At 71.4% G+C, this 24,264-nt stretch carries 23 protein-coding genes; 10 read left to right on the top strand and 13 right to left on the bottom strand.

Features of this window, described 5'->3' with window-relative positions; all coding sequences use genetic code 11:
* The first annotated feature begins 44 nt into the window (after nucleotides 1–44).
* The gene (locus L3Q67_RS28025) at nucleotides 45–1,736 is read left to right on the top strand and encodes a GGDEF domain-containing protein (RefSeq protein WP_499184425.1); all 1,692 of its coding nucleotides are present in this window, start codon (nucleotides 45–47) and stop codon (nucleotides 1,734–1,736) included.
* On the opposite strand, the gene L3Q67_RS28020 is transcribed toward L3Q67_RS28025, so the two are convergent.
* Both L3Q67_RS28020 and L3Q67_RS28015 read right to left on the bottom strand, forming a co-directional pair.
* Nucleotides 1,720–2,418: a transcriptional regulator gene (locus L3Q67_RS28020; protein WP_499184424.1), complete on the bottom strand. Its 699-nt coding sequence runs from the start codon at nucleotides 2,416–2,418 to the stop codon at nucleotides 1,720–1,722. The genes L3Q67_RS28025 and L3Q67_RS28020 overlap by 17 nt on opposite strands.
* Complete coding sequence (locus tag L3Q67_RS28015; RefSeq protein WP_499184423.1) at nucleotides 2,415–3,644, bottom strand: sensor histidine kinase; 1,230 nt, start codon at nucleotides 3,642–3,644, stop codon at nucleotides 2,415–2,417. Before L3Q67_RS28015 ends, L3Q67_RS28020 begins: the two co-directional genes overlap by 4 nt.
* A gap of 108 nt (nucleotides 3,645–3,752) precedes the next feature.
* Between L3Q67_RS28015 and L3Q67_RS28010 the strand changes: the two genes are divergently transcribed.
* Together L3Q67_RS28010 and L3Q67_RS28005 are read left to right on the top strand one after the other, a co-directional pair.
* Complete coding sequence (locus L3Q67_RS28010) at nucleotides 3,753–5,699, top strand: ABC1 kinase family protein (protein WP_499184422.1); 1,947 nt, start codon at nucleotides 3,753–3,755, stop codon at nucleotides 5,697–5,699.
* A gap of 207 nt (nucleotides 5,700–5,906) precedes the next feature.
* Nucleotides 5,907–6,527, top strand: a complete 621-nt coding sequence (locus tag L3Q67_RS28005) for a hypothetical protein (RefSeq protein ID WP_499184421.1) — start codon at nucleotides 5,907–5,909, stop codon at nucleotides 6,525–6,527.
* 212 nt (nucleotides 6,528–6,739) lie between these two features.
* Here L3Q67_RS28005 and L3Q67_RS28000 read toward each other — a convergent pair whose 3' ends face one another.
* The 7 genes from L3Q67_RS28000 to L3Q67_RS27970 are packed head-to-tail and all read right to left on the bottom strand — an operon-like array spanning nucleotide 6,740 to nucleotide 13,157.
* Nucleotides 6,740–7,144: a metal-sulfur cluster assembly factor gene (locus tag L3Q67_RS28000; protein WP_499184420.1), complete on the bottom strand. Its 405-nt coding sequence runs from the start codon at nucleotides 7,142–7,144 to the stop codon at nucleotides 6,740–6,742.
* Nucleotides 7,141–7,617, bottom strand: coding sequence for an iron-sulfur cluster assembly scaffold protein (gene sufU / locus L3Q67_RS27995; protein WP_499184419.1), 477 nt, complete (start codon nucleotides 7,615–7,617; stop codon nucleotides 7,141–7,143). Before sufU ends, L3Q67_RS28000 begins: the two co-directional genes overlap by 4 nt.
* Nucleotides 7,617–8,903 (bottom strand): cysteine desulfurase, encoded by a 1,287-nt coding sequence (locus tag L3Q67_RS27990; RefSeq protein ID WP_499184418.1) that lies wholly within the window; start codon nucleotides 8,901–8,903, stop codon nucleotides 7,617–7,619. Before L3Q67_RS27990 ends, sufU begins: the two co-directional genes overlap by 1 nt.
* 46 nt (nucleotides 8,904–8,949) lie before the next feature.
* Complete coding sequence (sufC, locus tag L3Q67_RS27985; protein WP_499184417.1) at nucleotides 8,950–9,729, bottom strand: ABC transporter ATP-binding protein; 780 nt, start codon at nucleotides 9,727–9,729, stop codon at nucleotides 8,950–8,952.
* Nucleotides 9,730–9,773: 44 nt separating this feature from the next.
* Entirely contained in the window at nucleotides 9,774–10,952 is a 1,179-nt protein-coding gene (gene sufD, locus L3Q67_RS27980; protein WP_499184416.1) for a SufD family Fe-S cluster assembly protein, read from the bottom strand.
* Nucleotide 10,953: 1 nt separating this feature from the next.
* Nucleotides 10,954–12,402 carry a Fe-S cluster assembly protein SufB gene (sufB, locus tag L3Q67_RS27975; RefSeq protein ID WP_499184415.1) on the bottom strand — a complete coding sequence of 483 codons (1,449 nt, stop codon included), beginning with the start codon at nucleotides 12,400–12,402 and terminating at the stop codon, nucleotides 10,954–10,956.
* Complete coding sequence (locus L3Q67_RS27970) at nucleotides 12,399–13,157, bottom strand: helix-turn-helix transcriptional regulator (protein WP_499184414.1); 759 nt, start codon at nucleotides 13,155–13,157, stop codon at nucleotides 12,399–12,401. Before L3Q67_RS27970 ends, sufB begins: the two co-directional genes overlap by 4 nt.
* 95 nt (nucleotides 13,158–13,252) lie before the next feature.
* Between L3Q67_RS27970 and mptB the strand changes: the two genes are divergently transcribed.
* The 5 genes from mptB to L3Q67_RS27945 all read left to right on the top strand — a co-directional run bounded on the left by mptB (nucleotide 13,253) and on the right by L3Q67_RS27945 (nucleotide 18,841).
* Nucleotides 13,253–14,893, top strand: coding sequence for a putative hexosyltransferase (gene mptB / locus L3Q67_RS27965; RefSeq protein ID WP_499184413.1), 1,641 nt, complete (start codon nucleotides 13,253–13,255; stop codon nucleotides 14,891–14,893).
* Between the two features lie 23 nt (nucleotides 14,894–14,916).
* Nucleotides 14,917–15,852, top strand: coding sequence for an ABC transporter ATP-binding protein (locus L3Q67_RS27960; RefSeq protein ID WP_499184412.1), 936 nt, complete (start codon nucleotides 14,917–14,919; stop codon nucleotides 15,850–15,852).
* Nucleotides 15,849–16,661, top strand: a complete 813-nt coding sequence (locus tag L3Q67_RS27955) for an ABC-2 transporter permease (protein ID WP_499184411.1) — start codon at nucleotides 15,849–15,851, stop codon at nucleotides 16,659–16,661. The genes L3Q67_RS27960 and L3Q67_RS27955 overlap by 4 nt, the downstream gene beginning before the upstream one ends.
* A 197-nt stretch (nucleotides 16,662–16,858) precedes the next feature.
* Nucleotides 16,859–17,830 carry a COX15/CtaA family protein gene (locus L3Q67_RS27950; protein ID WP_499184410.1) on the top strand — a complete coding sequence of 324 codons (972 nt, stop codon included), beginning with the start codon at nucleotides 16,859–16,861 and terminating at the stop codon, nucleotides 17,828–17,830.
* Nucleotides 17,831–17,893: 63 nt separating this feature from the next.
* Nucleotides 17,894–18,841 (top strand): acyl-CoA desaturase, encoded by a 948-nt coding sequence (locus L3Q67_RS27945; protein ID WP_499184409.1) that lies wholly within the window; start codon nucleotides 17,894–17,896, stop codon nucleotides 18,839–18,841.
* Here L3Q67_RS27945 and L3Q67_RS27940 read toward each other — a convergent pair.
* Nucleotides 18,838–19,149, bottom strand: coding sequence for a hypothetical protein (locus L3Q67_RS27940; RefSeq protein WP_499184408.1), 312 nt, complete (start codon nucleotides 19,147–19,149; stop codon nucleotides 18,838–18,840). The two genes, L3Q67_RS27945 and L3Q67_RS27940, sit on opposite strands and share 4 nt — an antisense overlap.
* Before the next feature lie 94 nt (nucleotides 19,150–19,243).
* Between L3Q67_RS27940 and L3Q67_RS27935 the strand changes: the two genes are divergently transcribed.
* Entirely contained in the window at nucleotides 19,244–20,218 is a 975-nt protein-coding gene (locus tag L3Q67_RS27935) for a quinone oxidoreductase family protein (protein WP_499184407.1), read from the top strand.
* Between the two features lie 68 nt (nucleotides 20,219–20,286).
* Here the strand turns inward: L3Q67_RS27935 and L3Q67_RS27930 are convergent, their stop codons facing one another.
* From L3Q67_RS27930 to L3Q67_RS27920, 3 genes are all read right to left on the bottom strand, one after another.
* A complete protein-coding gene (locus L3Q67_RS27930; protein ID WP_499184406.1) occupies nucleotides 20,287–20,895 on the bottom strand; it encodes an FKBP-type peptidyl-prolyl cis-trans isomerase in 609 nt (202 codons plus the stop codon).
* Nucleotides 20,896–20,905: 10 nt separating this feature from the next.
* Entirely contained in the window at nucleotides 20,906–23,128 is a 2,223-nt protein-coding gene (locus L3Q67_RS27925) for a HelD family protein (protein ID WP_499184405.1), read from the bottom strand.
* Between the two features lie 65 nt (nucleotides 23,129–23,193).
* Nucleotides 23,194–23,532 carry a winged helix-turn-helix transcriptional regulator gene (locus L3Q67_RS27920; protein WP_499184404.1) on the bottom strand — a complete coding sequence of 113 codons (339 nt, stop codon included), beginning with the start codon at nucleotides 23,530–23,532 and terminating at the stop codon, nucleotides 23,194–23,196.
* A gap of 81 nt (nucleotides 23,533–23,613) precedes the next feature.
* Between L3Q67_RS27920 and L3Q67_RS27915 the strand changes: the two genes are divergently transcribed.
* On the top strand, nucleotides 23,614–24,201 hold the full coding sequence (locus tag L3Q67_RS27915) for an NADPH-dependent F420 reductase (protein WP_499184403.1): 588 nt from the start codon (nucleotides 23,614–23,616) through the stop codon (nucleotides 24,199–24,201).
* The last annotated feature ends 63 nt before the right edge of the window (nucleotides 24,202–24,264 follow it).

The raw sequence follows: 24,264 nt of genomic DNA, 5'->3' as shown, positions 1-24,264 counted from the left end.
TTACAGACCACCCGAAGTCGCCGCGGGGTGGGCACCATGCGGTCGTGGGTCCGCCCCAGATCGCCGTCAGCTTCGCCTTCCAGCCGCTGTACAGCCTGCACACCGGCGGTGCCGTGGCGCTGGAAGCGCTCGCCCGCGCCGGCCACGGGGAGCACTCGGTGGCCAGGCTGCTCGACGAAGCCGCCCGCGCGGGCAGGCTCGCCGAGACCGACGTGGCACTGGCCGCGCACGCCGTCCGCCAGGAGGCCGGTGGGCAGGCACTGCTGCCGCTGCACCTGAACCTGACCGCCGCCTCGGTCGCCGAGGGCGCCGCGCGGTTCACCCCGCTGTTCGACGTGCTGGACGAGGTCGGCAGGCGGCCGCGTGAGGTGGTGCTGGAGATCGGCCCGCCGTTCGGCCGGGTGCGCCCGGCGGACCTGCTCGACAGCATGGCCGCGCTGACCGACCTCGGCTTCCGGCTGGCGCTGGACGGGCTCGGCCGCGGCGACCTGCCGCTGGCGCTGCTGGCCGCCGCGCCGGCGAGCACGCTCAAGGTCGACGGCACGCTCACCACCCGCGCCCCCGGTGACCCGGCTTCGGCGGCGATCTTCGAGGCCCTGCTGCACTTCGCGTCCCGCACCGGCGCCCGGCTGGTGGCCACCGGCGTGGAGAACCCCGCGCACCTGGAGGTGGTGCGCGGGCTCGGCATCCGGGTGGCGCAGGGGCCGCTGTTCACCGGCACCGAGCACGACAGCTGGCTCGAGGGCATGACCACCCCGTTGCCGGTGACCACCGAGCAGGTCACCCGGCAGGCCGCACCCCGGGTCAAGGACTTCCTCAAGCCGGCCACCACCCTGCCTGCCTCGGCCACCTGTGAAGAGGTCAGGGAAGCGCTGGCCGCCTCGGACCGGGTCACCGGCATCGTCGGGGTGGACGACCGCGAACGTCCACTGTGGTCGGTCGACCGGGCGCGGTTCCTGCTCGCCTTCACCGGCCCGTACGGGCACGCGCTGCACGCCAAGCGCTCCGCCGGCCGGCTGGCGGACACCCCGCACACGATCGACGCCGAGGCCTCGGCGCTGGAACTGCTCGACGTGGTGGCCGACGCCGACTGGGACCGCACCGGCGACGACGTGGTGGTGGTCGACCGCCGCGGCCGGTGCCTCGGCGTGGTGCTGGTGACCGAGGTGGTGCGAGGGGTGGCGGAGGCGAAGGTCGAGGAGGCCACCGCGCTCAGCCCGCTGACCCGGCTGCCCGGCTCCGACACCGTGGCCAGGGACATCGACCGCCGGATCGCCGCCCGCGAGCCGTTCGTCGCCGCCTGGCTGGACGTGGACTCGTTCAAGGCGGTCAACGACAACGTGGGCTTCGCCGCGGGCGACGACCTCATCCGCGAACTCGGCCGCGCGCTGACCGAGGTGGCCGCGCGCCTGCCCAAGGTGACCCTGAGCCACGTGGGCGGCGACGACTTCCTGGTCGCCTGCGACGTGGACGAGATCGCCACCCTGGCCGCCGCGATGGTGGACACCTCGTGGTCGGCCGACGGCCGTCCGGTGTCGGTCTCGCTGGCCACGCTGGTCTGCACGACCGCGTCGGTGGGTTCCTACCGCGAGGTGTCGAAACTGCTGGCACCGCTGAAGAAACGGGCCAAGGAGGTACCCGGGTCGAGCTGGGTCCTCGGGCGCCCCGGCTCCGACCGCGTCGAAGTCCTGCGCGGCCGGGGCGGTCGGGAAGCACGCCTCAACCCACCGGCTTGATGAAACCGGATTCGTAGGCCCTGATCACCGCCTGCGTGCGGTCGCGCGCGCCCAGTTTCGCCAGCAGGTTGCCGACGTGGGTCTTCACCGTCTGCACGCCGAGGAACAGCTCACTGGCGATTTCCACATTGGACAGTCCTTTGGCGACCAGGCGGAGCACCTCGGACTCGCGTTCGGTGAGCCCGGCCCCGGCGAGCCGGTCCTGGGTGCCGGTGTCGCCGTGGGCGGCGGCGAGGCGGCGGATGGCGGCTGGGAAGAGCAGCGAGTCGCCCGCCGAGACCGTGCGCACCGCGGAGACGATCTCCTCCGGCCGGGCGCGTTTGAGCAGGAAGCCGCTCGCTCCCGCACGCAGGGCCTCGTAGACGTAGTCGTCGTTCTCGAAGGTGGTCACCACCACGACCTTCGGCGGGTTGTCCATTGTGGACATCAGGTGCCCGGTGGCGCGGATGCCGTCCACCGCGGGCATCCGCACGTCCATCAGCACCACGTCCGGCCGCAGCCTGCTGACCAGTCCGGGCACCTCGGCGCCGTCGCCGGCCTCCCCCACCACGGTCAGCCCCGGCTCGGACTCGATGATCGCCCGCAGCCCCGCCCTGATCAGCTGCTCGTCGTCGACCAGCAGCACACCGATGCGCTGGGCCGTCCCCTCGGGGGACGACCCCCGGACCCCCGGACCGCTCATTTCCCGGCACCCCAAGGCAATCCCACCACGACCTCCCAGTGTTCTCCGTTGCGCCCGGCGCTGAACTCCCCGCGCAGGACCTCGACCCGTTCCGCCATGCCGCGGACGCCGCGCCCGCCGGTGCCGCGCGAGGCCACCGGCGCCCCGGCGGGATTGCGCACCAGCAGGTCCAGCCGTTCGCCGCCGATCGCCACGTGCACGCCGACCGGGACCTTACCCGCGTGCCGCAGCACGTTGGTCAGGCATTCCTGCAGGATCCGGTACGCCTCGCGGGAAACCACGGCGGGTACCTCGGCCGGTTCCCCGGTGACCTCCGCGGTCACCGGCACGCCCGCCAGCCGGGTCGCCTCCAGCAGGCCGGGCAGTTCGGTCAGCCCCGCCTGCGGTGCCTTGCCCGCTTTCTCCTCGCGCAGCAGGCCCAGCACGTGGTCCAGGTCCTCCAGTGCGGAGCGGGCGGAATCCTCGATGGCCTCCAGCGCGCGCTCGGTGAAGTCGGGGTCGCGGCGCAGCGTGCGCCGTGCGGCCCCGGCCTGGATGGTCACCACGCTCAGCGCGTGCCCCACGGAATCGTGCAGTTCCCTGGCGAGCCGGTTGCGCTCGGCGAGTTGCTCGGTGCGCTTCTCCAACTGGGCGATGCGGTCCGCCGCCGAGATCCCGAGCAGCACCGCCGCCGCCCGGCTGAGCAGGGCACCGGCTGCCGAGACCGCGTAGACGAGCCCGATCACCGACAGCAGGAACAGCGCCGGGATCCACGCACCGGCCCAGCCGCGCGGCACCGGGATGCCCTCCTCGGTGGCGATGGCGATCCGCCCGGTGAACGGCCCGGCCAGCGACAACCCGAAGAGCACCGGCAGGACCAGGCTCAGGAAGCTGAAGACGCTCCCGCTGACCACGTGCAGCAGGAACATCGCGCTCGAGCGCAGCCGCACCGGCCAGTTCTCCGCGCGGCCGAAGCTCGCGCCCGGCGCCGGGTCGTCGAGCAGTTCGCGCACGGCGGTGCCTTCCAGCACGCGGACCGCGGGCAGGAACGAGGTGGTGGCCATGACCAGGAGCGCCGCCAGCCCGCCGACCAGTGCCGCCATGCCGACGGTGGCCGCGAACGGGCTCACCGAGGGGATGGCGATCGAGGCGAAGATCAGGTAGGGCACCGAAAGCGCGCCGCCGAGGATCAGGTAGGCCCAGCGGCGGTAGGTCGACCGGTCGACCACCGGGTTCAGCACGCGCACGATCCGATCGTAGGCGGGTGCGCGCGACCCGGGGTTCCCTCTCCGGAGGGAGGGCTGCCCCGCGCGAGGTGGACCCCTCGGCTCATCTTGGACTGCTCTACTCCGTGAGTGTCCTCTTTGCTCTTCGGGTTGCTCAGTCTCCCGTTATACGTGGTGTTCCTGTGGCCGCTGGTGGCCGCCTCGCGCCGGGTGCTCGGCGTGCGCATCGGCACCGTCCGCGCGCTCGCCGGGGCCCTGCTCGGCTGGCTGGTGGTCACCGGGGTGTTCACCCTGCTGCCCCCGGTGGACCCGGACAGTCCGGCCGCGTTCGTCGGCCTGCTCGTACCGATCGCCGGGGCCGCCTTCGTCACCACGCTGGTCTTCCTGTTCGTCGCCGAACTCGCGCTGCCGACCGGCGGCGGGCTCGGCCTGCTCGGGCGGATCCGGGCGGCACGGGCGAAGGCCGCCCGCGGGCGCCGGTACTCGCAGATCACCCGGATCGCGGTCAAGCACGGGCTCGGCCCGTACCTGAGCGGGCGGCGCGACCCCGATCGCAGCCGGGAAGCCGCGCTGGCCAGGTCTCTGCGCAAGGCGCTCGAAGAGGCCGGGGTCGCCTTCGTCAAGCTCGGGCAGGTGCTGTCCACCCGGCCCGACCTGCTGTCCCAGCCGTTCCTGGACGAGCTGAGCCGGCTGCAGGACGGGGTCGCGCTGGCCCCGGCCGGGCTGATCGAGCGGGTGCTCGAGGACGAACTGGGCGCGCCGCCCGCCGAGGTGTTCGCCGAGTTCGACCCGGAGCCGATCGCCGCGGCGTCGATCGCGCAGGTCTACCGCGCGAAGCTGCGCTCGGGTGAGCAGGTGGTGGTCAAGGTGCAGCGGCCCGACGTCCGCCGCGTGGTCGAGCGGGATCTCGACATCGTGCACCGGGTGGCGCGTTCGCTGGAACTGCGCACGCGGTGGGCGCGCTCGCTCGGCGTCACCGAACTCGCCGAGGGCTTCGCCGTCGCACTGGTGGAGGAGCTGGATTTCCGGGTGGAGGCACGGAACTTGGCGTCGGTGCGAGCCGCGCGGCCGGACGACTCGGTGGCGCTGCCGACCGTCCACGAAGGACTGTCCACCGAACGCGTGCTGGTGATGAGCAGGCTCGAGGGAGCGCCGCTGAACTCGGCCGCGGTGCGTGCCGACCGGCGGCCCGCGCTGGCGCGCTCGCTGCTGGACTGCCTGCTGCACCAGGTGATGCTGCACGGGGTGTTCCACGCGGACCCGCACCCGGGCAACGTGCTGGTGCTCGCCGACGGGCGGCTCGGCCTGCTCGACTTCGGTTCGGTCGGCAGGCTCGACGCGAGCCTGCGCGGCGGGCTGCAGAACTTGCTCGCCGCGATCGACCACGGTGACCCGGCGGCGCTGCGCGACGGCCTGCTGGAGATCGTCGACCGGCCCGACGACATCGACGAGCGACGGCTCGAACGCGCGCTGGGTGCGTTGGTGGCCAAGCACTTCAGCCACCGGCAGGCACCGGACCTGGACCTGTTCACCGACCTGTTCAAGGTGATCTCCGGGTTCCGGCTGTCGGTGCCGCCGCCGATCGCCGCGGTGTTCCGCGCGCTGGCCACCATGGAGGGCACACTGGGCCTGCTGTCACCCGGGTTCGACGTGATGAGCGAGTCGCGCTCGTTCGCCATGGCCAAGGTGGGCGAGAAGCTGCGCCCGGACTCGCTGCGCCAGGCCGCCACCGACGAGCTGATGTCGCTGCTGCCGGTGATGCGGCGGCTGCCGCGGCGGCTGGACCGGATCAGTTCCGCGCTGGAGCAGGGCAGGCTGTCGGTCAACGTGCGGTTGTTCGCCGACGAACGCGACCGCCAGGTGATCACCGGCTGGCTGCACGAGATCCTGCTCGCCGCGACCGGCCTGGCCACCGGGATCATGGCGGTACTGCTGCTCGGCAGCGCGAGCGGGCCGCGGGTGCTGCCGGACGTCTCGCTGAACCAGCTGTTCGGCTACCACCTGCTGGTGGTCAGCCTCCTGGTCGGGCTGCGGCTGCTGTTCGTGGTGTTCCGGACGCAGCGACGGCTCAGATGAGTGCTTTGAACAGCCCGGCGGCCGGAGTGAACCAGCCGCGGTTCGGCGATCGGCCCGCAGGTCGCCGAGTTGCCGGGCACCCGGAACCGGCGCGAGAAGAGCTGGCTCCTCACCCGATCATCCGAACCTGCCCTTCGCCGCCGTCCACCATCCGGAAGTCCGAAGCGCGGCAGTATAGGCTGTTATACGAACGCTAACATGCCTGCCATGCAGGAAGCACAACTCGCCGAATCCCGATTCGCCCGGCTCGGCACCGAGATCCTGGCGCCGTGGGTCTGGGTACTCGGTCTTCCGCTCGTCGTCGCCTGGCGGGTCACCGATTTCCATCCCGGCGAGACGCTGCTCTGGGGTTTGGTCGTCGGTGTGACGGGGTCGCTCATCCCCATGGCCGTCATCGTGCGCGGTGCCCGGCAAGGCAGGTGGGACAGCCACCACGTCACCGACCGGGCCGGGCGCGTCATCCCGTTCGCGGCGTGCATCGGCTCGCTCGCGGCGGGATTCGTCCTGCTGATTCTGGGCGGCGCGCCGTATCAGATGCTCGCCCTCGCGGCGGCGATGCTGGCTTGCCTGGTCGTCAGCGTGGCCGTCACCTTCGGCGCCGGGCTCAAGGTCTCCATGCACGCCGGGGTGGCCGTCGGCGCGGTGCTCATCCTCGCGGTCACCTACGGCACGGCCCTCGTGCTGCTGCTCCTGGTGCTGGTGGCCTGGGTGTGCTGGTCCCGCCTCAGCCTCCGGCACCACACCCCCGCCGAGATCGCCGGCGGCCTGCTCATCGGCCTACTCACCGGAGGCGGCGGCTATTGGCTTCTGCTCGGGGTCCTGGCCTGAGACCGCTCGCGCCTCCTCCACGGCCTCACCTGGCCACCCCGGTTACCTGAGTGTGGAACTCAGCTGCGTGAGTGTGGAACCCGGCTCCGCGAACGCGGCATTCGACTGCACGAACGTAGAACTCGAGCGCACGAATGTGGAACTCGCATGCCCGAGTGTGGGGCTCGGGTGCACGAGTGTGTGGGCACCTTCGCGAGGGAAGGTGCCCGGGGTTACATGGTGAAGCCGAGGGCTCGTAGTTGGTCCCGGCCGTCGTCGGTGATTTTTTCGGGGCCCCACGGCGGCATCCAGACCCAGTTGATCCGGAAGTCCTTGACCAGGCCGGCGCCGCCGGTGAGGACGGAGGCGGTCTGGTCCTCGATCACGTCGGTCAGCGGGCAGGCCGCCGAGGTCAGCGTCATGTCGATGGTGGCGGTGTTGTCCGGCTCGACGTGGATGCCGTACACCAGGCCGAGGTCGACCACGTTGATGCCCAGTTCGGGGTCGACCACGTCGCGCATGGCCTCCTCGAGGTCCTCCACCTTGGCGAGGTCGGCCGCCGGCGCCTGCTGCTCCGGCAGGTCGGCGGCGGTGCGGCCCTCGCGGTGGGCGGGCGCGTCGGTTTCGGTCTCGCTCATTTCACCTCTCCGTTCGAACCGTTCGAACCACTCGAACCGTCACCCGCGGTACGGGCGACCGCGTCCTTGAACGCCATCCACCCCAGCAGCGCGCACTTCACGCGCGCCGGGTACTTCGCGACCCCCGCGAAGGCGATGCCGTCTTCGAGCACGTCCTCGTCCGGTTCCACCTGGCCCCGGCCCTGCATCAGCTCGACGAACGCGTCCAGCGTCCGCATCGCCTCCTCCACGGTGTGCCCGACCACCAGGTCGGTCAGCACCGAGGTCGACGCCTGGCTGATCGAACAGCCCTGCCCCTCGTAGGAGATGTCGGTGACGGTACCGCCGTCGAGTTTCACCCGCAGCGTCACCTCGTCGCCGCAGGTGGGGTTCACCTGGAACGACTCGGCGTCGAACGGCTCCCGCAGGCCGCGGCCGTGCGGGTTCTTGTAGTGGTCCAGGATGATCTCCTGGTACATGCTCTGCAGCTGCATCAAGCCACCCCGAAGAAGCGCTGCGCCTCGCGCACACCGCGCACCAGTTCGTCCACTTCGGACAGTTCGTTGTACAGGTAGAACGACGCGCGCACGGTGGCGGGCACCCCCATCCGGCGGTGCAGCGGCCACGCGCAGTGGTGCCCGACGCGCACCGCGATCCCGAGGCTGTCCAGCACCTGCCCGGCGTCGTGCGGGTGCACCCCGTCGATCACGAAGGACACCGCGCCCCCGCGGTCGGCCAGATCCGTGGGTCCGATGATCCGGACGCCGGCGATCTCGCCGAGCCCGGCGATCGCGGCTTCGGTGAGCCGGTGCTCGTGCGCGGCGATCGCGTCCATCCCGGCCGCGGACAGGTAGTCCACCGCGGCACCGAGGCCGACCGCCTGCGAGGTCATCGGCGAACCCGCCTCGAACCGCTGCGGTGGCGGCGCGAAGGTCGAACCCTCCATGCGCACCAGCTCGATCATCGACCCGCCGGTGATGAACGGCGGCATCGCCTCGAGCAGTTCCCGGCGGCCGTAGAGCACGCCGATCCCGGACGGGCCGAGCATCTTGTGCCCGGAGAAGGTGGCGAAGTCGACGCCGAGCGCGGCCAGGTCCACCGGCGCGTGCGGCACCGACTGGCAGGCGTCGAGCAGGGTGAGCGCGCCCACCTGCTTCGCCTTGGCCACCAGCGTCGCCACCGGGTTGACCGTGCCGAGCACGTTCGACTGGTGGGTGAACGCCACGAGTTTCGTCCGCTCGGTGATCAGCGAGTCCAGCTCGGACAGGTCGAGCCTGCCCTCGTCGGTCACGCCGAACCAGCGCAGCTTCGCCCCGGTCCGGTGGGCGAGCTGCTGCCACGGCACCAGGTTCGCGTGGTGCTCCATCTCGGTGATGACGATCTCGTCGCCCTCGCCGATGCTGAACCGGGCGGCCTCGGCACCGGCGGTCGCCGCGTTGCTCATCGCGTAGGCGACCAGGTTGAAGCCCTCGGTGGCGTTCTTGGTGAAGACCAGCTCACCCGGGGTGGCGCCGACGAACTCCGCGATGCGCGCGCGGGCGTCTTCGTAGGCGTCGGTCGCCTCCTCGGCGAGCTGGTGCGCACCGCGGTGCACCGCGGCGTTGGCCGTCTCGAGGAACCGGCGCTCGGCGTCGAGCACCTGCGCCGGACGTTGTGCGGTGGCCCCGGAATCCAAGTACACCAAGGGTTTCCCGTCCCGGACGGTACGGGACAGGATGGGGAAGTCGGCGCGCAGCGCGGCGACGTCCAAGGGCACAGAGTCGGCGGCGGTGGTGGTCAAGGCCGGCTCCTCTCGGTCGTGTGGTGGATTCCGGGGCGAGCGGCCGTCAGACCGCGGCGGCCGTGGCGTTCTCGGCCTTGCCCGCGTACTTCACGTAGCCGTGGGCCTCGAGCTCGTCAGCCAGTTCAACGCCACCGGACTCGACGATCTTCCCGCCGGCGAACACGTGCACGAAATCCGGCGTGATGTGCTTGAGGATCCGGGTGTAGTGCGTGATCAGCATGACGCCGACCTCGTTGTTCGCCTTGTACTCGGTGACGCCCTCGGAGACCACGCGCAGCGCGTCCACGTCGAGGCCGGAGTCGGTCTCGTCGAGGATGGCGAACTTCGGCTTGAGCAGCGCCAGCTGCAGGATCTCGTGGCGCTTCTTCTCGCCACCGGAGAAGCCCTCGTTCACGCTGCGCTCGGCGAACTCGGCGGAGATGTCCAGCTTGCCCATCTCCTCCTTGACCTCCTTGACCCACTGGCGCAGCTTGGGGGCCTCGCCACGGACCGCGGTGGCCGCGGTGCGCAGGAAGTTCGACATGGACACACCGGGCACCTCGATCGGGTACTGCATGGCGAGGAACAGCCCGGCGCGGGCGCGCTCGTCCACGCTCATCTCGAGCACGTTCTCGCCGTCGAGCAGCACCTGGCCCGAGGTGACCTCGTACTTCGGGTGCCCGGCGATGGCGTAGGACAGGGTCGACTTGCCGGAGCCGTTGGGCCCCATGATCGCGTGCGTCTCACCCGAGCGGATGGTCAGGTTCACGCCTTTGAGGATCTCCTTGGCGCCCTCGTCGGTGGTGACCGAGGCGTGCAGGTCCTTGATTTCCAGAGTGGCCATGAGTCTTTCTTTTTCCTCAGTTCGGGGGATATCAGGCAGCGCGCTCAGACACCGACGGCTTCGAGTTCGGCCTCGATCGCGGCTTCGAGGCGCTCGCGCACCTCGGGCACGGTGATCTTCGCCAGGATCTCGTGGAAGAACCCGCGCACGACCAGGCGGCGCGCCTGCTTTTCGGCGATGCCGCGCGACTGCAGGTAGAACAGCTGCTCGTCGTCGAACCGCCCGGTGGCGCTGGCGTGCCCGGCGCCCTCGATCTCCCCGGTCTCGATCTCCAGGTTCGGCACCGAGTCGGCGCGCGCGCCCTGGGTGAGCACCAGGTTCCGGTTGAGCTCGTAGGTGTCGGTGGCCTCGGCGGCCGCGCGGATCAGCACGTCGCCGATCCACACCGTGTGCGCGCCGTCGCCCTGCAGCGCGCCCTTGTACATCACGTTCGACTTGCAGTGGGGCACCGCGTGGTCGACGAACAGCCGGTGTTCCTGGTGCTGGCCCGCGTCGGCGAAGTACACGCCCAGCAGTTCGACCTCGCCGCCCGGCTGCGCGAACGTCGCGGTCGGCGAAACGCGCACCAGGTCGCCGCCGAGGGTGACCACGGTGTGCTTGAGCACCGCGTCCCGGCCCAGCTTCAGGTGCTGCTCGGAGACGTGCACCGCGTCGTCGGCCCAGTCCTGCACGGACACCACGGTGATCTTGGCCGAGTCGCCGACGACGAACTCCACGTTGTCGGCGTAGGTGCCCGAACCGGTGTGGTCGAGGATGATCACGGCCTCGGCGAACGCCTCGGCGCGGACCTGGAGGTGGCCGTAGGCGGTCTTGCCCTCGCCGGGGCCGACCAGGCGCACCACGCTCGCGCTCGAAGCCCGGGTCTCCTTGGGCACGGTCACCACGGTGGCCGTCTCGAACGCGGAGTACGCCTGCGCGGCGATCCGGTCGCTCGGCACGCCCGCGGCGCCGAGGCGCTCGTCATCCCGGCCGACCGTTTCCAGCTGGAGCTCGGGGGCCAGCTCGGCCTCCACGGTGATCCGGCCGTCGGCGACGGCGGTGCCGTCGTGCAGGCCGCGCAGGCGCTTCATCGGCGTGAAGCGCCAGTTCTCCTCGCGCCCGCCGGGGACCTCGAAGGCCTCGACGTCGTAGGAAGCGAACCGCTCCGCGCGGGAGGCAGCCGGGATGACGGCCTCCCGCGCGGCGGCGGCCACGTTGTTCTCAGTTCCAGTGCTAGCCGTCATGTCAGCCGACGGACCCTTCCATCTGCAGCTCGATCAGGCGGTTCAGCTCGAGCGCGTACTCCATCGGGAGCTCGCGCGCGATGGGCTCGACGAACCCGCGGACCACCATGGCCATGGCCTCTTCCTCGGTCAGGCCGCGCGACATCAGGTAGAACAGCTGGTCCGCGCTGACCTTGGAGACCGTGGCCTCGTGGCCCATGGACACCTCGTCGTTGCGGATGTCCACGTACGGGTAGGTGTCCGAACGCGAGATCGTGTCCACCAGCAGCGCGTCGCAGACCACGCTGGACCGCGAGTGGTGCGCCCGCTTGGCGATCTTGACCAGGCCGCGGTAGGAGGTGCGGCCACCGCCGCGCGCCACCGACTTCGACACCACGGTCGAGGAGGTGTACGGCGCCAGGTGCTCCATCTTCGCGCCGGCGTCCTGGTGCTGGCCCTCACCGGCGAAGGCGACCGAGAGCACTTCGCCCTTGGCGTGCTCGCCCATCAGGAAGACCGACGGGTACTTCATCGTGACCTTGGAGCCGATGTTGCCGTCGACCCATTCCATGGTCGCGCCCTCTTCGGCCTTGGCCCGCTTGGTGACCAGGTTGTAGACGTTGTTCGACCAGTTCTGGATCGTGGTGTAGCGGCAGCGGCCGCCCTTCTTCACGATGATCTCCACGACCGCCGAGTGCAGCGAGTCGGACTGGTAGATCGGCGCCGTGCAGCCCTCGACGTAGTGCACGTAGGCACCCTCGTCGACGATGATCAGCGTGCGCTCGAACTGGCCCATGTTCTCGGTGTTGATCCGGAAGTAGGCCTGCAGCGGGATGTCCACCTGCACGCCGGGCGGCACGTAGATGAAGGAGCCACCGGACCACACCGCGGTGTTCAGCGCGGAGAACTTGTTGTCCCCGGCCGGGATGACCGAGCCGAAGTACTCCTTGAACAGCTCCGGGTGCTCGCGCAGCGCGGTGTCGGTGTCCAGGAAGAGCACGCCCAGCTTCTCCAGGTCCTCGCGGATGGAGTGGTAGACGACCTCGGACTCGTACTGCGCGGCGACCCCGGCGACGAGGCGCTGCTTCTCCGCCTCGGGGATGCCGAGCCGGTCGTAGGTGTTCTTGATGTCCTCGGGCAGCTCTTCCCAGCTGGTGGCCTGCTTCTCGCTGGAGCGCACGAAGTACTTGATGTTGTCGAAGTCGATGCCCGACAGGTCCGCGCCCCAGTTGGGCATGGGCTTGAGGTCGAACAGCTTCAGCGCCTTGAGGCGCGCGTCACGCATCCACTCCGGCTCGGACTTCTTCGCCGAGATGTCGATGACGACATCCTCGTTGAGGCCGCGCCGGGCGCTGGCCCCGGCGGCGTCGGAGTCCGCCCAGCCGTACGCGTAGTTGCCCAGGGAGTCGATTGTCTCTTCCTGGGACAGGGGCGCTGTGGTGGGAGTGCGCTGCTCGGCAGCGGCAGTCATACGGGATTCCCTCCGTCCGGAGATGGTGCTTCCATACCGCGCGGATTCTCCGCGGGTACGTGTGTGGTGCAGGCGGTGTCCCCGCGCGCGATGGTCGCGAGGCGCTGCACGTGGGTACCCAGCAGCTTCGCGAAGGCCTCGGTTTCGGCTTCGCAGAGCTGGGGGAACTCGGCGGCCACGTGGGCCACCGGGCAGTGGTGCTGGCACAGTTGTTCGCCCGTGCGGACCTGCCGGGTCGAGGCAGCGTAACCCTCCCTGGTCAAGGCCGTGGCGAGGGCCTCCGCCCGCGAGGCGGGCTCCGAGGAGCTGGTCACCGCGTCGCGGTGCGGCTCCACCAGAGCCGCGACGCGGCTCTCGGCGAACGCGCGGACCGCGTCCGGGCCCGCGTGCTCCGCGAGGAACCGGACCGCCGAGACCGCGAGGTCGTCGTAGGCGTGCCCGAACCGGGCCCGGCCGCTGTCGGTGAGCCGGAACGCCCTGGCCGGGCGTCCCCTCCCCCGCGGTCCGCGCCGGGGTGCGTCGAGCACCTCGGCCTCCCCGCCGTCGAGCAGGGTGTCGAGGTGGCGGCGCACGGCGGTCGGGCTGATGCCGAGCCGCTCGGCGACCACCGCGGCGGTGATCGGCCCTTCTTCGAGCAGCAGCCGCGCCACTTCGTGCCGGGTCCGGCCGTCGGCGCTGGCCTGCGCGGGCACGCCGGCGGCCGCGGTCCGGTCGTCGCCGTCCCGCCGCTGTCCCGAGGTGCCCGTCTTTTTCACAACACAAGTGTGTCGTATATCGGGGCGAGGGGCAAAGGAGGGCCATTTGCGGGTGACCGACATCACGGTGACAGCCCAGTGGATACCCTGCCGGAGTGGAGACCAGGTCGCCCGTGGAGCCCGCCGTACCGCAACCGCTGGACGTCACCGAGGAGCGCGCACTCAAGATCATCCGCCGGTTCGGCACCACCGGGTCGCTGTTCCTGGCGATCGGCTCACTGGGGGCGGGCGCCGCCCCGGTGATCAACCCGGTGCTGGAGATCCCGGTCCTGCGCGTGTTCGCCCGCATTTCCACGGTCTCGCTGGCGATCGCGGCCACCGGCATCCTGATGGTGGTCATCGCCTGGCTGATGCTCGGCCGGTTCGCCCGCCCGGCCAATGCCCGGCTGGCCACGCCGAAGCAGCTGCACCGGGCGCTGATCACCTGGGTGACCCCGCTGCTGTTCATCCCGCCGCTGTTCTCCCGCGACGTCTACAGCTACCTGGCGCAGAGCGAGATCGTGCGCCGCGGGATGGACCCGTACGCGCTGGGTCCGGCCGAGGCGCTGGGCATCGGCGACCCGCTGACCGCGGGCGTGTCGAACATGTGGCGGGAGACCCCGGCCCCCTACGGGCCGCTCTACCTGCGGTTCGGCAGCTGGCTGGCGGAGGTGTCGGGCAACAACATCGTCACCGGCGTGATGCTGCACCGCGGGCTGGCCGTGGCCGGGGTGGTGCTGATCGTCTGGGCGCTGCCGCGGCTGGCCTCGCGCTTCGGCGTGCAGCCCGCCACCGCGCTCTGGCTGGGCGCGCTCAACCCGCTGCTGATCTTCCACCTGGTCGCCGGCGCCCACAACGACGCGCTGGCGCTGGGGCTGATGGTCGCCGGGCTCGAACTGGGGTTGCGGAAACTGCCCAGGCGGGTGAAGGGCGACACGCCCCCGCCGGTGGCCCCCGGCGAACTGCGGTTCATCGCGCTCGGCGTGGCGGTGATCACCCTGGGCGTGCTGGTCAAGGTGAGCGCGATCCTGGCGCTGCCGTTCTTCACCGTGATGGTGGCGCGGCGCTGGCACGGCGGCATCAAGGACCTCTTCCGCGCGGCCGCGCCGATGTTCGCGGTGTTCGCGGTGGTCTTCGTCGGGGTCAGCCTGCTCACCGGCCTCGGCTTCGGCTGGATCGGCGCGCTGGACACGCCGGGGCTGGTGCGGGCGTGGATCTCGCCGACCGCCGAACTCGGCAACCTCGGCGGCCTGCTCGGCATTTCACTCGATCTGGGGAACCACACGAACGCGCTGGTGCCGATCCTGGGCAACCTCGGCTACCTGGTGGCCGCGATCGTCACCGCGAAGTTCATCTGGGACAGCCTGAAGTGGCGCTACCGCCCGATCATCGGGCTCGGCGTGTCCCTCGGCGCGGTGATGGTGCTGCACGTGGCGCTGCAGCCCTGGTACCTGCTGTGGGCGGCCATCCCGCTGGCCGCGGCGGCGGGCACCTCGCGGTTCCGGGTGGCCGCGACCTGGTCGAGCGTGGTGCTCTCGCTGGTGGTCTTCTCCACCGGCGGCAGCTTCGGCGGCCGGACCTTCGTGCCGTTCCAGGCCTACACCGCGGCGATCGTGCTGGTGGTGCTGGCGTTGCTGCTGGTGCGCCGCATGTGCCCGCTGATCTTCGCCCGGCCCGACGCCGCCGCGATCTCCGGCGCGCTGTCCGAAGCGCACCTCGACGACGAGGTCTACCCCAGCCGCAGACAGCCCGCCTGAGGCAACCTCTACCCTTGCTTGTTGTGAGTGCACCCGCCGTGGAGATAACCGGGCTGGTGAAGCGCTTCGGATCCACCAAGAAGGTCACCGCCGTCGATGGCCTCGACCTGCGGATGCCGCAGGGCACGCTGCTGGCCCTGCTGGGCCCGAACGGGGCGGGCAAGACGACCACGGTCGAGGTGTGCGAAGGCTTCCAGCGGCCCGATTCCGGGACCGTCCGGGTGCTCGGGCTGGATCCGGCAGGCCAGGGCGCGAAGTTGCGGCCACGGATCGGCGTGATGCCGCAGGGCGGGGGCGCCTACCCCGGCGTGCGTGCCGACGAGATGCTCGCGCTGGTGGCCTCCTGCGCGGCCCGCCCGCTCGACCCGTCGTGGCTGCTCGAAGTGCTCGGCCTCGACGGCGCGCGCCGCACCCCGTTCAAACGGCTCTCCGGTGGCCAGCAGCAGCGGCTGTCGCTGGCGTGCGCCCTGGTCGGGCGCCCCGAACTGGTCTTCCTCGACGAACCGACCGCGGGCATGGACCCGCAGGCGCGGCGCCTGGTCTGGGACCTGCTCGCGGCGTTGCGCGCCGACGGCGTCAGTGTGCTGCTGACCACACACCTGATGGAAGAAGCCGAAACGCTCGCCGATCACGTGGTCATCGTCGACGGGGGCAAGGTGATCGCCGAAGGCGCGCCGAGCGAACTGACCGCCGAGGCCGGTGAAGCCGCGCAACTGCGTTTCCGCGCGCGAGCCGGGCTCGACACCGCGCTGCTTTCGGCGGCGCTGCCCGAGGGCTACGTGGTGCGCGAGTCCGCGCCCGGCAGCTACCGGGTGGAGGGGGTGGTCGATCCGCAGGTGGTGTCCGCGGTCACCGCGTGGTGCGCCCAGCAGGGCGTGCTCGCCGAAGAACTGCACGTCGGCCGCCGGGACCTCGAAGAGGTGTTCCTGGAGCTGACGGGACGGGAGCTGCGCGGATGACCGCCACCAGGGCTCGTGAGGGCCACCCCCGCTTCGCGCCGGGGACCTTCACCCCCGCGCCGGGCCGCGGCGCGCTCGGCCGCATGCTGCGCACGCACGCCAGGGTGGAGATCGCGCTGACCCTGCGCCACGGCGAGCAGATCCTGCTCACCCTGCTCATCCCGCTGGCGCTGCTGCTCGGGCTGAGCCTGCTGGACATCCTGCCTTCGGGTGAACTGGGCCCCGTCGCCGCGGCCGACTGGGTGACCCCGCGGATCCTGGCGCTGGCGGTGATGTCTTCGGCGTTCACCGGGCAGGCCATCGCGCTCGGGTTCGACCGGCGCTACGGCGTGCTGAAGCGCCTGTCGGCCACGGCGCTGCCGCGCTGGCTGCTGGTCGCCGGGCGGTTGCTCGCGGCGCTGGTGGTGGTCGCCATCCAGGCCGTGGTGCTCGGGCTGGTGGCCGCGCTGCTGGGCTGGTCGCCGTCGCCGGGCGGGCTGCTGGCGGCACTGGTGTTCCTGGTCGCCGGGACCTTCGCCTTCGGCGCGCTGGGCGTGCTCCTGGGCGGTTCGCTGAAGGCCGAGGCGGTGCTGGCGCTGGCGAACGTGGTGTGGTTCGTGCTGCTGCTGGCCGGCGGCATCCTGCTGGTGCCCGCCGCGATGCCGGGCGCGCTCGGCGACGTCGTCGCCCTGCTGCCCTCCGGCGCGCTCGCCGAAGGGCTGCGCTCGGCCCTGCTGGACGGTCACTTCAGCTGGGGCCCGGTCGGCGTGCTCGCGGTGTGGGCCGCCGCGGCGGGCGCGCTCGCCACCCGCACCACCCGCCTCAACTGAGTCTTTGGCCTCGGCTCCGCCGAGGCGGCGAAGCCGCTTTTGAGCCGATGGCTGGACCGCCTTCTGCCCCGGCCTTGGGGGCCGGACCAGAAGCCGGTCCAGCCATCGGCGCGGCTTCGCGTGGGGCCGGTGTGAGGTGGGTCCAAGCCGCGTGACCTCTCAGCTGGGGTGGGGAACCGGCCGCCTACCATCGGTGCGTGCCGTTGAAGTCGCTCGTCGCCCGCCTTCCCTATCCGTCCATCGTGGTGCGGCGCGTGCTCGCCATCGCCGCGGTGATCACCCAGGGCGGGATCGGGGTGACCGGCTCGATCGTGCGCGTCACCGGCTCCGGGCTCGGCTGCCCCACCTGGCCGCAGTGCTTCCCGGGCAGCATGTTCCCGGTCGAGCACCCCGAACTGGACGCGCTGACCCAGTGGATCGAGTTCGGCAACCGGCTGCTCACCGGGCTGGTGATCGTGGTGGCCGGGTTGTGCGTGCTGGCCGCGTGGCGCATCCAGATCGACCAGCCGAGCAGGCGGCGCCTGGTCGCGCTGGCCTGGACGATGCCGCTCGGCGTGGTCGCCCAGGCCGTGGTCGGCGGCATGACCGTGCTCGCCGGGCTCCTCTGGTGGACCGTGGCGATCCACTTCCTCGCCTCCACCCCGCTGGTGTGGCTGGCGTTCATGCTGCTGCGCGCGTTCGACGAGGGTGACGAGCGGCCGCGCTGGCTGATCCAGCCGCTCGGCCGCAAGCTGATGGTCGCGCTGGTCGTGCTGCTCGGCGCGGTGCTGGTCGCCGGGACCACGGTGACCGGGGCCGGCCCGCACGGCGGCGACCCCGACACCCCGCGCCTCGACGCGCCCATCGAAACGCTCGCCCAGGTCCACGGCGGACTGCTGGTGGCGTTCCTGGTCGTGCTGGCGGTGCTCGGGCTGAACTTCTCCCGCACCGGCGTGCCCGCGGCGATCTGGCGGCGCTACGGCGTGCTGTGGGGGGTCGCGCTGGCGCAGGGCGGGCTCGGCAGCCTGCAGTACGCGCTCGGCATCCCGGAGGCGCTGGTCTCCTTCCACGTGCTCGGTTCGGCGCTGGTCATCGTGGCCACCGCGGCGCTGTGGTGCGCCACCCGCGACCGCGGTCCGGTGCCGTCGAGGTACCCCGCGGACGCCCCGGTACTCGCGACCGCCGACTGACCGACACCGGCGCTTAACGAGGGCGCGGGCCGCCAGCCCAAATGTCCGAATAGGCTCAGGCCCATGAAGTCACCCTCGGCGGCCACCGGGCCGAAGCCGATCGTTTCCCATCAGCGCTCCACCGCCGAGATGGTGGTGCTCAAGGCGTTCCTGCTCATCCCGTTCGCCGCGCTGGTGGCAGCGGTGCCCTTCGCCTGGGGGTGGGGGCTCAACTGGGTCGACGTCGGCCTCGCGGCGGCGTTCTACGTCATCGGCACGCTCGGCGTGACCGTCGGCTACCACCGCTACTTCACCCACGGCGCGTTCAAGGCGGCGCGGCCCCTGCGGATCGCGCTCGCCGTGGCGGGCGGCATGGCGGTGCAGGGCTCGGTGATCTTCTGGGTCGCCAGCCACCGCAGGCACCACGCCTTCGCCGACCGCGAGGGCGACCCGCACTCGCCGTGGCTGTTCGGCACCTCGCCGATGGCGCTGGCGAAGGGGTTCTGGCACGCGCACATGGGCTGGATGTTCCAGCGCGAGGTGACCAGCTACGAGCGGTTCGCCCCGGACCTGCTGGCCGACGACGACCTGCGCGTGGTCAACCGCTACTTCTGGCTGTGGACCACGCTCAGCCTGGCCGCGCCCGCCCTGCTCGGCGGCCTGCTCACCTGGTCGCTGTGGGGCGCGGTGACCGCGTTCTTCTGGGCCGGGCTGGTGCGCATCGCCTTCCTGCACCACGTGACCTGGTCGGTGAACTCGATCTGCCACATGGTCGGCGACCGCCCGTTCGCCAGCCGGGACAAGGCGTCGAACTTCTGGCCGCTGGCGATCCTGTCCATGGGTGAGTCGTGGCACAACTCGCACCACGCCGACCCGACCTGCGCCCGGCACGGGGTGCTGCGCGGTCAGGTCGACGTGTCGGCGCGGGTGATCTGGGTGTTCGAAAAGCTCGGCTGGGCGCGTGACGTGCGCTGGCCGAAGCCGGAACGCCTGGCCGCCAAGCTGGTCAAACCCGCCGAGTCCGCCGGTTAGAGCGGGCGGGCCATGCGGCGGCGGTGACGCGCGCCGATCTTGGTCGCGCCGACGGTCTCGTTGTCCCAGGTGGACGCTTCGAGGCCGTCGACCGCGGCCACCAGCTTCTCGCCGGTCTCCACGCTGGGGACGAACACGTCGCCGAGCGCGCCGTCCGCGCCGACCAGCACCACCCTGGCCCCGGCGCGGCCGACGTTCTCCACCACGGCCCGGCCCGCTTCGCCGTGCTTCGCCACGAACTCGCGGGCGGTGCCCAGCTGACGGCTGGTCGGTTCGGCCGGTTGCGTCTTCTCGTTCTCTTCAGCCACGCGCCGAGCTTATCCGGCCGGCGGCGGGTAGGCGGAACATCGTGGCCCCGGCCATAGTTGCCAGGAGGAGGAAGCGCACGACCGAGGAGGACGCATGCCCACCCCAGCAGTACGGATCCAGCGGACCGGTGGCCCGGAGGTACTGGAGTTCACCGAGATCGACCCGGGCGGGCCCGGGCCGGGTGAACTGCTGGTCGAGGTGGCCGCGGCCGGGGTCAACTACATCGACACCTACCAGCGCGGCGGGTTGTACCAGGTGGAGCTGCCGCTGGTGCTCGGCTTGGAGGGCGCGGGGCGGGTCACCGCCGTCGGCGAGGGCGTGAGCGGGTTCTCCACCGGTGACCGGGTGGCGTGGCAGGGCGTCTCGGGCAGCTACGCGGGACAGGCACGGGTGCCCGCTGCGGCCGCCGTCCGCGTGCCCGGCGAGGTCGGCGACGACATCGCCGCGGCGACCCTGTTGCAGGGCATCACCGCGCACTACCTGGTCTCGTCGACCTACCCGGTCCAGGAGGGCGACTCGGTGCTGGTGCACGCGGCGGCGGGCGGGGTCGGGCTGCTGCTCACCCAGCTGGCCAAGGCGAAGGGCGCCAGGGTGATCGGCACCGTGTCGACCGAGGAGAAGGAGCAGCTCGCGCGCGAGGCAGGCGCGGACGAGGTGATCCGGTACGACCAGGTGGACTTCGCCGAGGCGACCAGGAAACTGACCGACGGCGAAGGCGTCGCGGCGGTCTACGACGGGGTCGGCAAGTCCACTGTGGACGGCAGCATGGCCAGCGTGCGGCGGCGCGGCATGCTGGTGCTGTTCGGCAACGCCAGCGGCGCGGTGCCGCCGGTCGACCCGCTGCGCCTGAACGCCGCCGGCTCGATCTTCATGACGCGGCCCAAGGCCGGGGACTACACCGCCACCCGTGAGGAACTGGACTGGCGGGCGGAGGAACTGTTCGGCGCCGTGGCGGAAGGCTCCCTGAAGATCCGGATCGGCGGCCGCTACCCCCTCGCGGACGCACGCCAAGCCCACGAAGACCTGCAGGGCCGGAAAACCACCGGAAAGCTACTGCTGATCCCGTAAGCCGCGACACGAATGTGGCTTTGGGGGCGGATTCGGCCCCCAAAGCCACATTCGTGTCCTCAGCGGACTCAGTTGGTGCCCGGGGCGACCTTCACCGCGTCGACCACGAAGGCCAGGGTTTCCTTCTGCAGCGGGTGACCGAGCTGCTTGCCGTACGCCAGGTCCGGCGGCACCACGATCAGCCGCCGTCCGCCCTGGTACATGCCTTCCAGGCCCTGCTCCCAGCCCGGGATGACCTGCTGCGCGCCCAGCGTCAGCGCCAGCGGCTCGCCCTTTTCGTACGAGTTGTCCGCGACCTGCTTGTTGCTCCAGGTCATCAGGAGGTAGTTCGCCTCGATCGCGCTGCCCGCGGCGGCCACGGTGCCCTGGCCCGGCTCGAGGTCCTTGGTCAGCAGCTTGGTCGGGGCGGCGCAGCCGTCGGGCAGCTTGATCTCCGGCTCCTGGCCCACTTCACCGGTGACCTCGATCTGGTCCACCGTGCACTCGGGCCCGGTCGGCTGCCCGGGCGGCGCCGTCGCCGAGCCCGGTCCCGGCACGCCGGTGTTCGGCCCGGCGGGCGCGATCGACGGCTGCTGGGTCGAACCCGGGGGCTGGGTGGAGGCCTGTTCGGAGTTGGCGCACGCACCGAGGGTCAGTGCGGCGGCGACCACGACCATGAGCTTGGCAGAGTTCCGCATGACGGGCAGCCTAGCTCCCGGCCGGGAACGGCTCGGACCCGGCGTGGAGCACCCCGAGCCGCCGCGTGGCGCGGGTCAGGGCCACGTACAGGTCGTTCCAGCCACGCGGTGACCCGGCGGCGATCTCCTCCGGCGCGACGAGCACCACGGAGTCGAATTCGAGGCCCTTGGCCAGTTCCACGGTCAGCACCGAGAGCCGGTCGTCCTCGCCCACCAGTTCCCGCACCGCTTCGACCCGCTCCGGCGGGCACAGCACGGCCACCGTTCCGCCGTCCACTTCGGACAGCTCGGCGGCCACCAGCGCCCTGGTGTCGGCCGAGGCCAGTGGTGCCTGCCACGGTTCGACACCGGTGGACCGCACCGAGGTCGGCACCCTCAGTTCCGGGCCGACCCGCTCCAGCGCCCGCGCGGCCAGCGCCATGATCTCCGCCGGCGTGCGGTAGTTGACCGTCAGCTCCTCGAGCCGCCACCGGTCCGCCACGTACTTGCCGAGCACGTCGCCCCAGGCCGACGCGCCACCCGCGGCCCCGGTCTGCGCCACGTCGCCGACCACGGTCATCGACCGGCTGGGGATGCGGCGCATGATGATCCGCCAGTCCATTTCGGACAGTTCCTGCGCCTCGTCCACGATCACGTGCCCGAAGGTCCAGGTGCGGTCCTGCGCGGCCCGCTGGGCGGCGGTCAGCTCGCTGCGCTCCTGCTGCCGCTCGGCGAACAGTTCCGCGTCGAGCACGTCGCTCACCCGCAGCAGCTCGGGGTCGATGATCTCCTCGTCCTGCTCCAGGATGTCCAGCACACCCTCGGCGTACGCGCGCTGCTCCCGTTCCTCGCGTGCCCGCGCGGCGCGTTCCTCGGTGTCGTCCCAGCCGAGGAGTTCGGCGAGTTCGTCCAGCAACGGGACGTCGGCGGGGGTCCAGTCCGCTCCCGGCTCACGCCGCAGCAGCGCGCGTTCGGACTCGCCGAGCAGCTTCGACGCCGCGGCGCTCAGGCGCTCGGGCACGGCGAAGAGGTCGTCGAGCACCTCCTCGGGGGTGAGCACCGGCCACAGCTCGTCCATCGCCCGGCGCACGGCCTTGTCCTCGGCGAGTTCGGCACGGATGTCGTTGACGTCGCGCGCGTCGAGCAGGTTGTCGCCGAGGCGGCGGGCGGCCTGCCGGGTGAGCGCGTCGAGCAGTTCGGCGACGAAGATGCGGCGCGCCTGGTTGTGCGGGCGCCGCGAACGGCGGGCCTTCGCCCGCGCGTCGGTGCAGGTGCGCTTGTCCAGTCGCAGGATCTCGCGCTCCACCTCGACTTCCAGCACCGGTGACGGCACCACCTGCCGGTCCTTCACCGCGTTCGCGAGCACCTCAGCCATCACCGCGCGGCCCTTGACCTCGGCGGCGGCGCGGTCGTCGGTGCCGGTGGCGGTGATGCCCGGGTACAACTGGCCGACCGTGGCCAGCAGCACACCGGTCTCCCCCAGCGACGGCAGCACCTGGCCGATGTAGCGCAGGAAGGTGCTGTTCGGCCCGATCACCAGCACCCCGCGCTTGGTCAGCTGCTGGCGGAAGGTGTAGAGCAGGTACGCCGCGCGGTGCAGGGCGACGGCGGTCTTGCCGGTGCCCGGCCCGCCCTGGACCACCAGCACGCCGTTCATCCCGGCGCGGATGATCCGGTCCTGCTCGGCCTGGATGGTGGCGACGATGTCGCTCATCTCACCGGTGCGCCGCTGGGTCAGCGCGGCCAGCAGGGCCGCCTCCCCGGCCAGGCCGAGGTCGTGGTCGCCGTCGCTCGCCTCGCCGAGGTCCAGGATCTCGTCGTCCACGCCGGTGACGCGCCGGGACAGGCTGCGGATGTGCCGCCGCCGTCGCACACCTTCGGGTGAAGCCGCGGTGGCCAGGTAGAACGGGCGCGCCACCGGGGCCCGCCAGTCCACCAGCAGCGGCCGGTAGTCGTCTTCGGTGTCGAACAGGCCGAGCCTGCCGATGTAGGCCGTCTCCTGCTCGTGGAAGTCGAGCCTGCCGAAGCACAGCCCCTGCTCCACCGAGCCGAGCTGGGCCAGCCGTTCGGTGTAGGTCGCGGTGGCGACGTCGCGCTCGGTGCGGGCCTGCGGGGTGCCGCCGGTCAGGCGCAGGGTTTCGTCGAGCCGCCGCTGGGTGAGGTCGCGCTCGGCGTCGAGCATTTCGTAGAGCTTGGTGACGTACGACTGCTCGTACCGGATTTCCGCTGAGTCCGCAGCGTCCTTATCGTCCATACCGTCCATATCGGACACAGACAAGGGTGACCCACTTTCACGTGCCGGGGGGATTCCGATCGATTCTACGCGGGTGGCCAGGCGGCCATCACCTCGTCGCCGTGCTCGAAGGCCCACTCCCCCAGCGCGCCGATCGGCCCGAGCAGGGACTCCCCCAGCGGCGTGAGCGCGTACTCGACGCGCGGGGGCGCTTCGGCGTAGGCGTGCCGCGTCACCAGGCCGTTGAACTCGAGCCGCCGCAGGGTTTCGGTGAGCACCTTCGACCGGATGCCGCCGATCTGCCCGCGCAGGTCGGCGGGGCGGCGGGGCCCGTGACGCAGGGCCCACAGCACCACGGAGTTCCAGGTGTTGCCGAGCAGGTCGAAGGCGAGGCGGGCACGGCAGTCGGCGAGGAACTCGGGCATACCACTCCATCCTCCACGGGCACCGGATGGTGCCCATCGGAATCCCTACGGTCGATCTTCCAACCACGGACGGAGGAACGGATGCGAATCGGGATTCTCGGGGCGGGCAACATGGCCGACGCGCTGGGGACGCAGTGGGCGCGTGCCGGGCACGAGGTGCGGACCAGCGGGCGCGCGCCGGCGGACGCCTTCGCGCAGGCGGCGGAGTTCGGTGAGGTGGTGCTGCTGGCCGTGCGGCACGAAGGGGTGGAGGACACGCTGCGGGCGGCGGGCGGCGCGCTCGCCGGCAAGGTGCTCGTCGACTGCACGAACCCGGTGGTGGACGGCGAACTCGTCACCCGGACGGGTTCGGCCGCGGAACGGGTGGCGGAGCTCAGCGGCGCCCGCGTGGTCAAGGCGTTCAACCTGTGCCACGAGGACGTGTGGCGGATGACACCACCCGCGTTCGACGGCGCACCGCTGGTGGTGCCGCTCTGCGGGGACGACCCGGCCGCATTGGCCACAGTGGAGTCACTGGTGCGCGACCTCGGCTGCATACCGGCCTCGGGCGGTGGCCTGGCGCGGGCCGGCCTGCTGGAAGCGACCGCGGCGCTGGTGATCGGCCTGTGGCGCGGCGGCGCCGACGCCCAGGCCATCCTGCCGCCACTGGCCTACGCCCAAGGCGGCTGACGGAACGCTATGAATGGGGCATTACTTGCATTGAATGCTAGTAATGCCCCACTCATAGCATTC

This window comes from Saccharothrix sp. AJ9571, from assembly GCF_021725495.1.
In the GTDB taxonomy this organism is placed as follows: Bacteria; Actinomycetota; Actinomycetes; order Mycobacteriales; family Pseudonocardiaceae; genus Amycolatopsis; species Amycolatopsis magusensis.
Note: the sequence above shows the minus strand (reverse complement) of the source record. Positions and strands in the feature narration are given on the sequence as shown.